This window comes from Nocardiopsis halophila DSM 44494 (assembly GCF_000341245.1).
Lineage (GTDB): Bacteria > Actinomycetota > Actinomycetes > Streptosporangiales > Streptosporangiaceae > Nocardiopsis_A > Nocardiopsis_A halophila.
The window spans coordinates 1-11,997 of the sequence record NZ_ANAD01000105.1; the positions used below are offsets into that span (position 1 = coordinate 1).

At 73.8% G+C, this 11,997-nt stretch carries 12 protein-coding genes and 2 pseudogenes; 8 read left to right on the forward strand and 6 right to left on the reverse strand.

Annotation, left to right across the window (positions count from 1 at the left end; genetic code table 11):
• Positions 1-348: alcohol dehydrogenase catalytic domain-containing protein (locus tag D450_RS0113370; protein ID WP_017539175.1), on the reverse strand; the 348-nt coding region annotated here is incomplete at its 3' end.
• A 124-nt stretch (positions 349-472) separates the two neighbouring features.
• Between D450_RS0113370 and D450_RS0113375 the strand changes: the two genes are divergently transcribed.
• On the forward strand, positions 473-1,228 hold the full coding sequence (locus D450_RS0113375) for a TetR/AcrR family transcriptional regulator (protein WP_017539176.1): 756 nt from the start codon (positions 473-475) through the stop codon (positions 1,226-1,228).
• Between the two features lie 104 nt (positions 1,229-1,332).
• Positions 1,333-1,734 carry an NUDIX hydrolase gene (locus tag D450_RS0113380; protein WP_017539177.1) on the forward strand — a complete coding sequence of 134 codons (402 nt, stop codon included), beginning with the start codon at positions 1,333-1,335 and terminating at the stop codon, positions 1,732-1,734.
• A gap of 15 nt (positions 1,735-1,749) precedes the next feature.
• Here D450_RS0113380 and D450_RS0113385 read toward each other — a convergent pair whose 3' ends face one another.
• Complete coding sequence (locus tag D450_RS0113385) at positions 1,750-2,616, reverse strand: siderophore-interacting protein (protein ID WP_026128529.1); 867 nt, start codon at positions 2,614-2,616, stop codon at positions 1,750-1,752.
• A gap of 269 nt (positions 2,617-2,885) precedes the next feature.
• Here D450_RS0113385 and D450_RS0113390 point away from each other — a divergent pair, with 269 nt between their 5' ends.
• The 5 genes and pseudogenes from D450_RS0113390 (at position 2,886) to D450_RS0113410 (ending at position 8,378) form a co-directional block, all read left to right on the forward strand.
• On the forward strand, positions 2,886-3,383 hold the full coding sequence (locus D450_RS0113390; protein ID WP_017539179.1) for a MarR family winged helix-turn-helix transcriptional regulator: 498 nt from the start codon (positions 2,886-2,888) through the stop codon (positions 3,381-3,383).
• Positions 3,361-5,881, forward strand: a pseudogene (locus D450_RS30130) (PEP/pyruvate-binding domain-containing protein). Before D450_RS0113390 ends, D450_RS30130 begins: the two are co-directional and overlap by 23 nt.
• Positions 5,882-6,600: 719 nt before the next feature.
• Positions 6,601-7,107, forward strand: a complete 507-nt coding sequence (locus D450_RS30135) for a hypothetical protein (protein ID WP_017539181.1) — start codon at positions 6,601-6,603, stop codon at positions 7,105-7,107.
• A gap of 65 nt (positions 7,108-7,172) precedes the next feature.
• Positions 7,173-7,805: an NAD(P)-dependent oxidoreductase gene (locus tag D450_RS0113405; RefSeq protein ID WP_017539182.1), complete on the forward strand. Its 633-nt coding sequence runs from the start codon at positions 7,173-7,175 to the stop codon at positions 7,803-7,805.
• A gap of 24 nt (positions 7,806-7,829) precedes the next feature.
• Positions 7,830-8,378 (forward strand): MarR family winged helix-turn-helix transcriptional regulator, encoded by a 549-nt coding sequence (locus tag D450_RS0113410; RefSeq protein ID WP_017539183.1) that lies wholly within the window; start codon positions 7,830-7,832, stop codon positions 8,376-8,378.
• A gap of 49 nt (positions 8,379-8,427) precedes the next feature.
• Here D450_RS0113410 and D450_RS0113415 read toward each other — a convergent pair whose 3' ends face one another.
• The 3 genes from D450_RS0113415 to D450_RS0113425 form a co-directional block, all read right to left on the reverse strand.
• Positions 8,428-9,471 (reverse strand): hypothetical protein, encoded by a 1,044-nt coding sequence (locus D450_RS0113415; protein ID WP_017539184.1) that lies wholly within the window; start codon positions 9,469-9,471, stop codon positions 8,428-8,430.
• Between the two features lie 82 nt (positions 9,472-9,553).
• Positions 9,554-9,868, reverse strand: coding sequence for a nuclear transport factor 2 family protein (locus tag D450_RS0113420; RefSeq protein ID WP_017539185.1), 315 nt, complete (start codon positions 9,866-9,868; stop codon positions 9,554-9,556).
• 169 nt (positions 9,869-10,037) lie between these two features.
• Positions 10,038-10,712, reverse strand: a complete 675-nt coding sequence (locus D450_RS0113425) for a class I SAM-dependent methyltransferase (protein WP_017539186.1) — start codon at positions 10,710-10,712, stop codon at positions 10,038-10,040.
• Positions 10,713-10,926: 214 nt separating this feature from the next.
• Here D450_RS0113425 and D450_RS0113430 point away from each other — a divergent pair, with 214 nt between their 5' ends.
• Positions 10,927-11,358 (forward strand): VOC family protein, encoded by a 432-nt coding sequence (locus D450_RS0113430; protein WP_017539187.1) that lies wholly within the window; start codon positions 10,927-10,929, stop codon positions 11,356-11,358.
• Positions 11,359-11,714: 356 nt separating this feature from the next.
• Here D450_RS0113430 and D450_RS0113435 read toward each other — a convergent pair.
• Positions 11,715-11,997: pseudogene (locus D450_RS0113435) on the reverse strand (HNH endonuclease); the annotation flags it as partial.

Sequence of the window (11,997 nt, forward strand, 5' to 3'; positions counted from 1 at the left end):
GCCGACGATCAGGCGCTCGGCGCAGTTGGCGAAGTCGCCCGTACGGCAGGCGGCGCAGGTGGTGCACTGCCCGCCGTGCCAGCCCACGCCGACCCGGTCCCCGGGGTTCCAGGCGGACACGCCCGGGCCGACGGCGTCGACGGTCCCGCCGATCTCGTGTCCGGGCACGCGGGGGTGGCGGGCGCCCATCAGGCCGTGGCGGGCGATGGCCTCCCCGGCGCAGACCCCGCAGGCGTGGACCCGCACGCGGACCTGGCCGGCGCCGGTCTCGGGGACGGGCACGCGGGCGGGGACGAACGCCCCGCCCGCCTCGACGGCCTGGACGGCGCGCATGGTCATCGCGGTCATGGTGGATTCCCTCCGGTGTCGCGGCCGGGCAGGGGCGCTCCCCCCGGCTCGGTATCACCGATAACGATAAGACGGTTTCAGTGATAGCGCAACAGCGATACCGAACATCCGTTACCATCGATACGTGACGGAACGAAGCGACCCCCGGGAACGGATCATCGACGCCGCCGCCCGGCTCCTGGAGGAGCAGGGGCCGGCCGCGGTCACCACCCGCTCGGTCAGCGCCGCCGCCGGGGTCCAGCCGCCGGCCATCTACCGCCGCTTCGGTGACATGAACGGGCTGCTGGACGCCGTGGCCGCCGAGGGCTTCGCCCGCTACCTGGCGCAGAAGGAGGCCCGGCCGCCCACCGGCGACCCGGTCGAGGACCTGCGCGCCGGGTGGGACCTGCACCAGGAGTTCGCCCTGGCCCACCCCGAGCACTACCTGCTGATGTACCGCTCCGACCATGCGCAGGCCGCGGGCGAGGCGGTCGCGCGGGCCGACGCGGTCCTGCGCGGCCTCGTCCGGCGCATCGCCGAGGCCGGGCGGCTGTGCACGGGCGTGGACCGGGCACAGCAGATGGTGCAGTCCGCCGGACGCGGCGTCGCCCTCACCCTCATCGAACAGCCCCCCGGGGAGCGCGACCCCGAGCTGGCCCCGCGGATGCGCGAGGCGGTCCTGGCCTCGATCACGACCGACGCTCCGGATGCGGTAGGCGGGGCCGCACCGGGCCCTGCGGACGCGGAGGACGAGCGGAACGACAGGGCCGACCGTGAGCCCGCCCGCCGGGCCACCGCGCTGCGCGCGCTCCTCGACGACTCCCCCGCCCCGCTCAGCCCGGGCGAGCGCACGCTGCTGGAAGAGCTGCTCGACCGCATCGCCCGCGGTTCCCCCTCCTGAGAAGCACCGGGCCGGGCCGCCGTCGCCGGCCCGTACGGCGGGGGAACGCCGCCGGGGGCACGCCGGGGACCGGCGGTCGGCACGGAAGGAGGAGGAGAGGGGCGATGGGGGCGCTGGTCGACACCGTGGCGTGGGTCCTGCTGAGGGAAGGGCGGATCCTGGGGACTCGGTCGCACGGGAGGTCCCTGTTCTCCATGCCCGGCGGCAAGCGCGAACCCGGCGAGGAGGACCTGGACACCCTCGCCCGTGAGGCCAAGGAGGAGCTCGGCGTCGACATCCGCCCCGGCACCGCCGTGCACCTGGGCACCTACGAGGCGGAGGCCGACGGCCACGGCGCCGGGGCGATGGTGCGGATGGCGTGCTACCGGGCCGAGCACGACGGGGACCCCGCCCCTCAAGGGGAGATCGCACAGACCGCTTGGCTGGGCCTGGCCGACCGGCCCCGCGTCGCCCCGGTGAACCGGCTCCTGTTCGACCGGCTCCACGCCGACGGCCTCCTCGACTGAGCCGGAGGCGGTCCGCTACGGGCTCTCCGCCCCCTCCTGCTCCTCCTCGACCCGGCGGTTCCACTCCCGCTTGGAGGACTGCCAGCCGTCCTCGTTCATGCCCTGGCGCCAGTATCCCGAGATCGACAGTCGCTCCCTCGGCACCCCGCGCCCGTTGCGGAGCAGGCGGCGCAGCTCCTTGACGAAGCCCGCCTCACCGTGCACGAAGGCCTGCACCTCGCCCTCGGGGAAGTCCAGTTCGGACACGGCGCGGACGAGCGCCTCCCCCACCCGGCCCCCGCGGCGGTGCAGCCAGGTCAGCGACACCCCCGTGCCGGTGCGCACCTTCTGCTCCTCCTCGGGCCCGTCCACCTCGATGAAGACGTGCGCGGCCGCCCCCTCGGGCAGCCGCTCCAGGGAGGCGGCGATGGCCGGAAGGGCGCTCTCGTCCCCCGCCATCAGGTGCCAGTCGGCCTGCGGGTCCGGGGCGTAGCCGCCGCCGGGACCGGCGAACCGCACCACGTCCCCGGGCTCGGCACGGACGGCCCACGGCCCCGCGAGACCGGCATCGCCGTGCACCACGAAGTCGACGTCCATCTCGCCCTGCACGGGGTCCCACCGGCGGACGGTGTAGGTGCGCATGGCGGGCCACAGCTCGCGCGGCATCTCGGCGCGGACGCGCTCCAGGTCGAAGGGCTCGGGGTAGTCCGCCCCCTCCTGGGGGAAGAGCAGTTTGACGTAGTGGTCGGTGAACCGGTCCGCCCCCAGGGCGGCCACCTCCGGGCCGCCGAGGACGACGCGGAGCATGTGCGGGGTCAACCGCTCCTTGCGCACCACCGTCGCCGTGGTGACGCTCGGCGCCGTGCGCCCTGCGCGTCCTGTACCTCCTGTGCGTTCGGCCATGGGCCATTCCTTCCTGAGCACTGCTTCCTGCACACCGGGCGCCGGTCAGGAGCGCTGGAGGCCGGCGGGGACGGAACGCCCGTCCGGTCGGCAGCGGCGCGGATCTCCGAGCAGACCCTACATCCGACCGGTATGCCACCGCCTGTCCGGATTCTCGGCGGTCGCGCGCGTTGGAGCGCCTCTCCTGTCGGTCGGCCGTCAAGACCGCGTATGGAACGCGGCCGCCTTCTGGACTCCCCCGCGCCCGCCCTCTTAGATTTAATTGCGTCATGGCAATCGATGCACAGACGCACAGGTATCAGCGTGAGCGCCTCGAGGCCGTGTTCCGCTCCATGCAGCGCGACACGGTCCCCAGCCTCGTGCGGATCAACGAGGACGAGGACCTCTCGCTCATCGAGATGGCCCTGCTCCAGACGCTCGACCACGACCGCCCGCCTTTCCCCGGGGACCCCACCCTCACGGAACTGGCGGAGGTGCTCGGCCGCTCGACGTCGCGGACGAGCCGGCTGGTCGACCGTATGGTGCGGCGCGGTCTCGCCGAGAGGTACGAGGACGACGCCGACCGCCGTGTCAGGCGGGTGCGCCTCGGCGCGGAGGGGCGCGCGCTCCTGGAGCGCATCGCCCGGGTCCGCATCGAGGCGCAGACCGCGCTGTGGGACCACATGACGGCGGAGGAGTTGGAGGCCGTGGTGAGCGCGATGGAGGTGCTGGCCGCGGCGGCGCACAGGATGAGGAGTGAACGCGATGCACGTGGTCGGCCTGAGTGAGATCGACTCCGGCATGATCGGCCTGGTCGGCGGCAAGGCCGCCGGCCTGGGCGAGATGATCGCGGCCGGCGAGCGCGTCCCGCCCGGCTTCTGCCTGACCACCAGGGCCCACCGGGCGGGCACGGTCCCCGAGGACGAGCTCGCGGCCGCCTACGCCGAACTGGGCGGCGGCCGCGTGGCGGTGCGCTCCAGCGCCACCGCCGAGGACCTCCCCGACGCCAGCTTCGCCGGGCAGCAGGACACGGTCCTGGGCGTCGAGGGCGTGGAGCAGCTGGTGGAGGCGGTGCGCCGGTGCTGGGAGTCCCTGGACTCCGAGCGCGCGGTGGCCTACCGCCGCGACAACGACATCGGCGGCGGCGACGTGCACATGGCGGTCGTCGTGCAGCGCATGGTGGAGGCCGAGACCGCCGGGGTGCTGTTCACCGCCGACCCCCTCAGCGGCAGCCGGTCGGTGATGGTCGCCGACGCCGTGCGCGGGCTGGGGACCGCGGTGGTCGACGGCAGCGGCGTGCCCGACCACTACGAGATGGGCCCCGGCGGGACCGAGGGCCCCGATGACGGCTGCCTGAGCGCCGCCCAGGTGGAGGAGCTGAGGGCGGCGGGCGAGCGCCTGCAGCGCCACTTCGGCTCCCCGCAGGACGCGGAGTGGGCCTACGACGCCCACGGCGTGCTGTGGCTGCTGCAGTCCCGGGCCGTCACCACCCTGTTCCCCCTCCCCGACGACGCGCACCTGCCCCGGCCGCGCGCCTACATGGAGGCGGGCAACATCCAGGGCCTGCTGCGCCCCGTCACGCCCATGGGCATGTCCATGATGGAACTGATGGTGCGGGACTGGCTCGGCGACCTCATGAAGGCCTCCGCCTCCGGCCGGCCGGTGCCCCTCATGACCGGCATCGGCAGCCGCCTGTACGTCGACGTGACCGACATGCTCCGCAGCAGGATGATGCGGCCGCGCATGCCGGACATGGCCGAGGTGTACGGGCCGCGCGCCAAGGCCGCGATCCGGTACCTGCTCAAGGACCCGCGCTTCGCGCCGGTCAAGGGCCAGCCGTTCCGGCTGCGGTCGATGCTCCGCCTGGGGCTGCGCTACGGCGGCCCCGCGACGGCGGGCATCCTCCACTCGCTGGCCAAGCCGCAGGCCGCACGGGCGAAGGTGGACCGGGCCGTCCGGACCCTGCGCACCGGGACCGCCCCTCCCCCGCCGGCGGGCGCGGCCGCGCCCGAGCGGCTGCGCTTCGTGGAGCGCGGCGTCAACGACGACGCCCTGTTCCGCGGGCTCATGGAGCTGATGTGGCCGCTGTTCACCGGCATCATCCTCACCGGTCTGCCCTCGGTGGTGCTGAAGGGGATCATCACCGACGAGGAGGCCGACACCGCCCTGGGCGGCATGCCGCACAACGTCACCACCCAGATGGACATGGCGCTGTGGCGGATGGCCGTCCACGCGCGCGAGCACCGGGACCTGTTCCTGGACACCCCGGCCGAGGAGCTGGCCGAGCGCTACCGGGCGGGGACGCTGCCCGACATCGGCCTGGAGGGCTTCCTCGACCTCTACGGGCACCGGGCCGCCGCCGAGGTGGACATCGGCATGCCGCGGTGGGCCGACGACCCGGCGCCGCTGTTCGGCACCATCGCCAACTACCTGCGGGTGGACGATCCCGACCAGGCGCCCGACCGGCGGTTCGCCCGCGCCGCCGAGCGCGCCGAGGCGGTCATCGCCGAGGTCGAGCGCCGGGTGCGCCGCCGGCACCGGGTGCGCGGCCGGCTGGGGGTGTTCCTGATGCGCCGCTCCCGCGAGCTGACCGGGCTCCGGGAGGTCGCCAAGTTCGCCTGGCTCATCCCCTTCCTGGAGTTCCGCCGCCAGCTGGTCCTGGTCGGCGGGGAGCTGGCCGGGCGCGGGCTGCTGGAGCGGGCCGAGGACGTCATGTTCCTCACGCTGCCCGAGCTCCGCACCGCCGTGGACGAGGGCGCCGACCTGCGCGAGACGGTCGCCGGGCGGCGGGCCTTCTACCGCCGCGAGCTGCGCCGGCCGGAGGTGCCCGCCGTGCTGTTGTCGGACGGCACGGACGTGGACGCGCTGCTGCCGGCGCCGCCCGTGGAGGAGGGGGCGATGGCCGGCAAGCCCGCGGCGGGCGGCCGGGCCACCGGTAGGGCCCGGGTGGTGCGCGACCCGGTGGGGGCGCACCTGGAGCCGGGCGAGATCCTGGTGGCCCCGACCACCGACCCGGGGTGGACGCCGCTGTTCATGACCGCGGCGGGCCTGGTGACCGAGACCGGCTCCCCCCACNGCCCGCGAGTACGGGATCCCGGCGGTGATCTGCCTGCGCGAGGCCACCCGGAGGATCAAGGACGGCGACCTGATCACGGTCGACGGCTCGGCGGGGACGGTCACCCCGGTGGAATCCGAGGACGGCGCTGAAGGCGGCACCGGCGACACGACCGCCGCGGCCCCGGACTCCGGACCGGCCGAACGCGCGCGCCACCGCGCCGAGCGGTGACCCTGCGGAACCGGCCCTGGGTGGAACGCCCCCGCGGCCGGTTCCGCCCGTGCGCGGAATCGTGCGCAGGGACGCGCACGGGGGGATCCACGTGGGTGTCGCCCCTCGATCGAAGGGCAGGGAAAAAGGGCCGGCCTCGGGCCGGGGTGCTGCTGTCGGCGGCGGGACACCGATGCGTTCACCCGGTTCCGGGTTGCGAGGAGCTTTGAACCTCAGCAGGGGCGTTCCCTCGCCATTTAGGGGCGGCGGCGCGAACGGGGAACTGCTCCAGGCGGCGGACTCCTCCGAGAGCGTCTCAGGAGAAGGCGACCGAAGAAGAACGAGGTGGGGCGGCCGGCAAGCGAGGGCCTTGATCGGCCGCGCCGAGACGGCCCACCGCCCTTCTCGCCCTGGCCGGTCGGGATCCGGCGCGCATGAGCAGGAGCGAATCCGTCCGCGACCTCAAAGGGCGCCCGTCACCCCGCGATGGACCCGATCCCCGTGCGCCGCCCGGCCGAGGAACCGCCTCGCGTCGTTCCGTCCACCCAGGTCGGCACGGGCGCATCGCCGGGTGGGCAGGCCGCCGACCGCCTGGTGCCCCCGCACCTGGACTTCCTCCCCGAGTTCCGGCGACTAGGTGCGCCTCACCGAGCGGCGGTGCGCTCTCCCCCTTCACCGTCTCCCTCCTCCACGGGGTTCCCTCGGCCGCACGCCATTTGTATATTCGGAAATCCGAACTATTGGCCACCGATGAAGGCGGCGACCATGACAGCCACCACCCGGCCCTACCCCCGGTCTGCCTTCCGCCAGCCGTCCACCTCCGGATTCCTCTACGCCGGGAAGTCGGTCGCCCCGCCGCGCCTCCCGGTCGTGCACCGCAGCGCCGAGCGGGACGACGCGCTGGAGCACTGCCGGGAGATGACCCGGCGCGGATCGGCGACACCGAGGACCCCCCGACCGGCACCTACCTGTTCAACCACTTCCTCGCCCGCGACCGCGACACCGCCGTCCGCACCTGGAAGGGCGTCGCCGGCGGGTACACCGCCAAGACGGGCGTCGACAACTCCACACCGCTCCGGGCGCTGGACGACTCCCGGTTCGCCTTCGTGAACGACGCGCGCCTCCCCGGCGGGGCCGTGCCGTTCCTGCTGGGCCAGCTCACCCGGCCGAGCTTCCACACGTTCGTCCGGGCCCGGCTCAAGGCCGACGGCATGGTGGCGCTGCCGCTGCTCCGCCGTCCCCTCTGAGCGGACCCGGACGTGCCCGGCCGCCTCAGGCCGCCCCTCGCCCGCCCCGACCGCAAGGAACCGCCATGCACCTCGCCGTCTTCGGCGCCACCGGAGGCACCGGCCGCCGGATCACCGACCAGGCACTGGAGGCCGGGCACACCGTGACCGCCGTCGTCCGCGACCCCGCCCGGCTCCCGCTGGAGCACCCTCGGCTCACCACCGCCACGATGACCGCGTTCACCGCCGAGGCCCTGGCCCCCGTGCTCGCCGGCGCCGACGCCGCCCTGTCCGGGCTGGCGGCCACCGTCCGCGGCGGATCCCCCGCCACCACCTGGGCCCGCTCCGCGCTCGGGGCGATGGAGCAGGTCGGCGAACGGCGGATCGTGGCCGTCAGCGCCGTGCCGGTGGGCCCGGCCGCCCCCGGCGACGCGCTCCACCACCGCCTGCTGCTGCGCCCGGCGCTCCGGCGCGTCTTCGCCGACGCCTACCGGGACCTGGCGGCCATGGAGGAGGTCCTGAGGGGTGGTACCGCCCCCTGGACGGTGGTCCGGCCGCCCCGGCTGACCGACGGCCCCAAGACCGCGCACTACCGCACCGCGGTCGGCACGAGCCCGCCCGCAGCGCTCACCCTCTCCCGGGCCGACACCGCCCACGCGGTCCTCGCCGCTCTGGAGTCCCCCGGGACAGAGCGCCAGGCCGTCGGGGTCGCGTACTGAGGCGCGCGGCGTGAGGGCGCAGTAGTGTCGGACGCCATGGAGGACGGTGACAGCGGCGGCGCCCTCGGCGCGGAGACCGCAGGCGGTGCGGAGGTGACGGGCGCCCGTGCGGACGGACTTCCGCCGCCTGAACTGATCGACCGCTACCTGCGCCACGTCCCGCTGCTCGAAGCCTGGTACCGGCGCGCCCCCCAGGAGATGCCCCCGGAGCTGGCCGAGGCGTTCCAGAGCAACAAGCTGACCGGGCGGCACGGCAGCGTGCTGGCGCAGCTCGTCCATGGCCGTGAGCCGACCGTGGGCGAGCTGTCCGTGCGGCTCGGGGTGCGCCTGTCGACCGTCAGCGAGCTCGTCGGCGACCTCGCCTACGCGGGCCTGGTCACGCGCCGTAAGGACCCTGCCAACCGCAGGCGGGTGCTCGTGGCCCTGTCCGAGGAGTACCGCCCGCTCATGGAACGGTTCGCGGCCCTCCGCGCGGCCCCCCTGCTGCGGGTGCTCGAAAGGCTCTCCCCGCAGGAGCGGGAGGGGTTCGCCGCGGGCCTGAAGGCGTGGGCGGAGGAGGCCACTCCTCCCTAAGGGGCTCCGACGAACGCCGCCCGGGGCGCGTAGGGGCCGACGGCGGGCCTCACACCTCCGGTCCGTCGATGATCTCCTCACGCTCGGCCGGAGTCCCTGTGCGGACATGCCTCGCGGGCTCCATGAGGTCCACGTTTTCACCGCTCCCGGTCGAAGTCACGGCCGCCACCGTTCCATCCGGCAATACCGTACGTACCTCCTCGACCTCGCCGACTGCCCGTCGGACCAGGAGATCGCCCTGCCAGTCGCAGTGCGTCCGCGGTCTGCCGCATCGGTCCTCGATACCGTCGGTCTCCCCGTTCCATGTCTCGACGGTCACCTTGCCGCCGCCCTCCTGCCGGTAATGGACCTCGAGGTCACCGGTAGCGCCGCTCGCCCCCGTTCGGCGCCACTCCGGGTGGTCGATGATGGCGAAGTCGGTATCCCCGATGGCCGTTCGGCGGTCAGCCCGTTCTTGCCGGGCCTCGTACAGTGCCGGCAGTCCGACCATCGCGGCCACTGTTCCCCCGACGGCGATCACGACGGAGAGGGAGGCCCGTGGAACCGGGCGTGGCACCAGCACGGCGAAACCGCACCCTGCGCCCACGGCCAGGCCTGCCGTGGCCGCGCCGACCGCGACCGCATCGATGGCGAAAGGGGCATGGCCGACCAAGACGCCTCGGTAGATCAGGACCGCCGTCAGCGCCGAGCAGCCGACCTCCAAGGCGGCGACGTGGCCGGGATCCTGCGCCCCCAGGGCTTTCAAAGCGCTGCGACAGCACGCCCACAGTCCGATGGGGATCGTCGGGATCGCGATCATGATCAGGACCGCAGGAAAGGCGCCGACGACGCCGAAGCCGATCGCCAGGAGGCCGAACATCAGGCCGTAGAACAGCGCCGAGCCGACCGTCGGCGCGAAGAACCCGAACACGGCGGCACAGAGCGCGGCCTCGAACCGAGTGGAAGCAGGCGCTGCTACGCCTGCCGAGTCGTTCCCGGACGAGTGATCGGCGTGGCCTGCAGAGGCCGGTACTCCCCCACCGCCGCCGTCCTCGTCCGCCGCCCGGTCTTCCTTGTCCGACCCCGACGCCCCGGGGGTGCGCTGTTCGTCCATGCCGACGATTCCATCCCGCACCCCCCGGTCCCAGAAGAGTACGGGTACTCAGACGCGGCGGTGCCGGCCCGCAGGCCGGTCGTCAGGCCTGCCCGGTGTCGAAGCGGGCGACCTTGCCGTCGCGGACGGTGAAGGTCCACCGGGTGCGCATGGCTCCCCAGGTGTCGTTGGTGTAGTCGGCGATCAGCGTCCGGCCCTCGTCGTTCGCGCTGACCACGTCCATGCGGCCGTTGGCCGAGAAGATCTCCCGGTCGGCCCACTGGGCCAGGTCGCGGTCCGAGCCGTCGTCGGACATCGTGGCGTCCGGGGTCAGCACGGCGTGGAACGCGGCGCGGTCGCCCGCGTTGACGGCATCGATGAACGCTCGGACGGCGGGATCGGTGACGGACGCCGACATGGCCCCTCCTCCTGGTCGGTCAGCCTGCGCGGACGCATGCGGCGCCCGGCTCCGTCTGCGGTCCTGCCCCTTCCTGCCAGCGCACCAACGCGGACGGGGGCCGGACGGAGAGATCTTGACCGATCCGGGAACCGGTGTTTGCCCCGCACCTGCCGGTCCGGGGCCGGGGTCAGGAGGTCGCCGCCTGCTCACCCGACACAGGCCTGGTCTGGGTGACCCGCCACAGGCGGCGCGGCAGTTCGCCCTCCTCGAAGGCGTGCACCTCCTGGAGCGCCCACCCCTGTGCAAGCTCGTCCACCAGCGCACGGGGGAAGAAGTGCACCGCGAAGCCGCCGTGCTCGTAGATGTCGTCCCCGTGGGAGACGCCCTGGCCGTAGTGGGCGTCGCCGGTGTGGCGGACCGAGTAGACGAGCGCGCCTCCCGGCCTGAGGACGCGACCGATCTCGCCGACGAGGGCCCGGATCCGGTCGGTACTCAGGGCCATGCACAGCAGCATGTGCGCCATCACCCCGTCGAAGGAGCCGTCCGCGAAAGGGAGGGGGTCCCGTGCGTCGTGGAGGACGGTGCGGACGGAGTCGGCGCGGCCGAGTCCGGCGGCCGCCTCGTCGAGCTGCTCCAGCCCGGGGGCGCTGAAGTCCGTGGCCGTGACCGGGAATCCCTGCCCGGCCAGCCACAGAGCATCGCGCCCGTGCCCCGCTCCGAGCTCCAGCACCGAGCGCGCACCTCGCTCCGCGAAGACCGCACCCGCATGCCGGGCGACCTCTGACGGCGCATCGCCGTACATGTGCGGGTTGCCGGCGTAGACCCGCGTCCAGTGCTCGCGCTGCTCCTCGGCGATGTCCATGGCGCGCTGCCGTCTCCCCTGCTCGCCCGGGCCCGCTGGTCAGGCCGCCGTTCCCAGTCTTACAGGCCCCACGGCGCCAGGTCGTCCCGGGCCGACCGCGGCTCCTTCGAAGACGAGGGACACCCTTGCCTCATATTGTCCGAATGTTAACATTCGGACAATCGTGCTCCGGAAGTGCCGGGCGCGTCCCACGACCAGGAAGGCGCATCCGCCCATGACCACGCTCGACTCTCCGATCCCCCGCTTCCACCTGGCCGTGCCCGTCGACGACCTGGACGCCGCCCGCGCCTTCTACGGGAAGGTGCTCGGCCTGGAGCAGGGGCGCAGCTCCGACACCTGGATCGACTGGAACCTGCACGGCCACCAGTTCGTCACCCACCTGGCGCCCGAGCGCCAGAGGCGCATCCACAACCCCGTCGACGGCCACGACGTGCCCGTCCCCCACTTCGGGCTGATCCTGGCCGTTCCGGAGTTCCACACGCTCGCCGAGCGGCTGCGCGCGGCCGGGACGCGGTTCGTGATCGAGCCCTACGTCCGCTTCGAGGGGGAGCCGGGCGAGCAGTGGACGATGTTCCTTCTCGACCCGGCCGGCAACGCCCTGGAGTTCAAGGCCTTCGCCGACGACTCCCAGGTGTTCGCCGCGTGATCCGCCCTACCTGACCGATCCATCGGCCGCGCGAACGGCGCACGGCCGGAACGTCCAGATCCCGCTCACCGAGGGCCGCCGTCGCTCCCTGCGGACGGTCCGCCCCCAGTCGGCACGGCCGCTACGCCCCTGGAACGGACGTGGTCCGCCTTTGCCGTCCTCACCGGCGCCCGCTACCCGACGGCGGTCACCCCATTCCAGCGGCCGCCGACCTCGGAACGCGAGCGCACTACGGCAGGACCCGTCGATGGGCCGGGCCATGCGGGTGCCAGGCACCCGGCACCCGGGGGTGCGGGGTGCTTGCGGGGGGTGTCACCGGAGCCCGGGTGGCAGGGCTCCGGGGCTGGGGTGGTGGTTCAGGGGCGGGGTGGTTCGGGCGGGTCGGTTCCGCTCTTGTCGCCTGCGGCCCCTTGGCGTCCGGGCCCCTTGCGCCCCCGGCGGCCCTGGCGGTCCCCGGGGGTCCGGTTCGGCGGCCGCTCCCGGGTGTTGGCCCGGTAGTGGGCCTGGAGGCGGCGCATGTGCTTCTCGCGGTTGTGCCGCCCGCAGAGGAGCTGTGCGTTGGCCACCGAGGTCGTGCCGCCCTCCCACCACTCGGTGCGGTGGTCCCCCTGGCACCAGCGGGCCGGAACGCTGCACCCC

Coding starts and splice junctions, on each gene's coding strand:
- D450_RS0113420 (WP_017539185.1), bottom strand. CDS start 9,868: ATGTCGGCGTCCGTCACCGATCCCGCCGTCCGAGCGTTCATCGATGCC.
- D450_RS0113405 (WP_017539182.1), top strand. CDS start 7,173: ATGCACCTCGCCGTCTTCGGCGCCACCGGAGGCACCGGCCGCCGGATC.
- D450_RS0113385 (WP_026128529.1), bottom strand. CDS start 2,616: ATGGCCGAACGCACAGGAGGTACAGGACGCGCAGGGCGCACGGCGCCG.
- D450_RS0113380 (WP_017539177.1), top strand. CDS start 1,333: ATGGGGGCGCTGGTCGACACCGTGGCGTGGGTCCTGCTGAGGGAAGGG.
- D450_RS0113415 (WP_017539184.1), bottom strand. CDS start 9,471: ATGGACGAACAGCGCACCCCCGGGGCGTCGGGGTCGGACAAGGAAGAC.
- D450_RS0113430 (WP_017539187.1), top strand. CDS start 10,927: ATGACCACGCTCGACTCTCCGATCCCCCGCTTCCACCTGGCCGTGCCC.
- D450_RS0113390 (WP_017539179.1), top strand. CDS start 2,886: ATGGCAATCGATGCACAGACGCACAGGTATCAGCGTGAGCGCCTCGAG.
- D450_RS0113425 (WP_017539186.1), bottom strand. CDS start 10,712: ATGGACATCGCCGAGGAGCAGCGCGAGCACTGGACGCGGGTCTACGCC.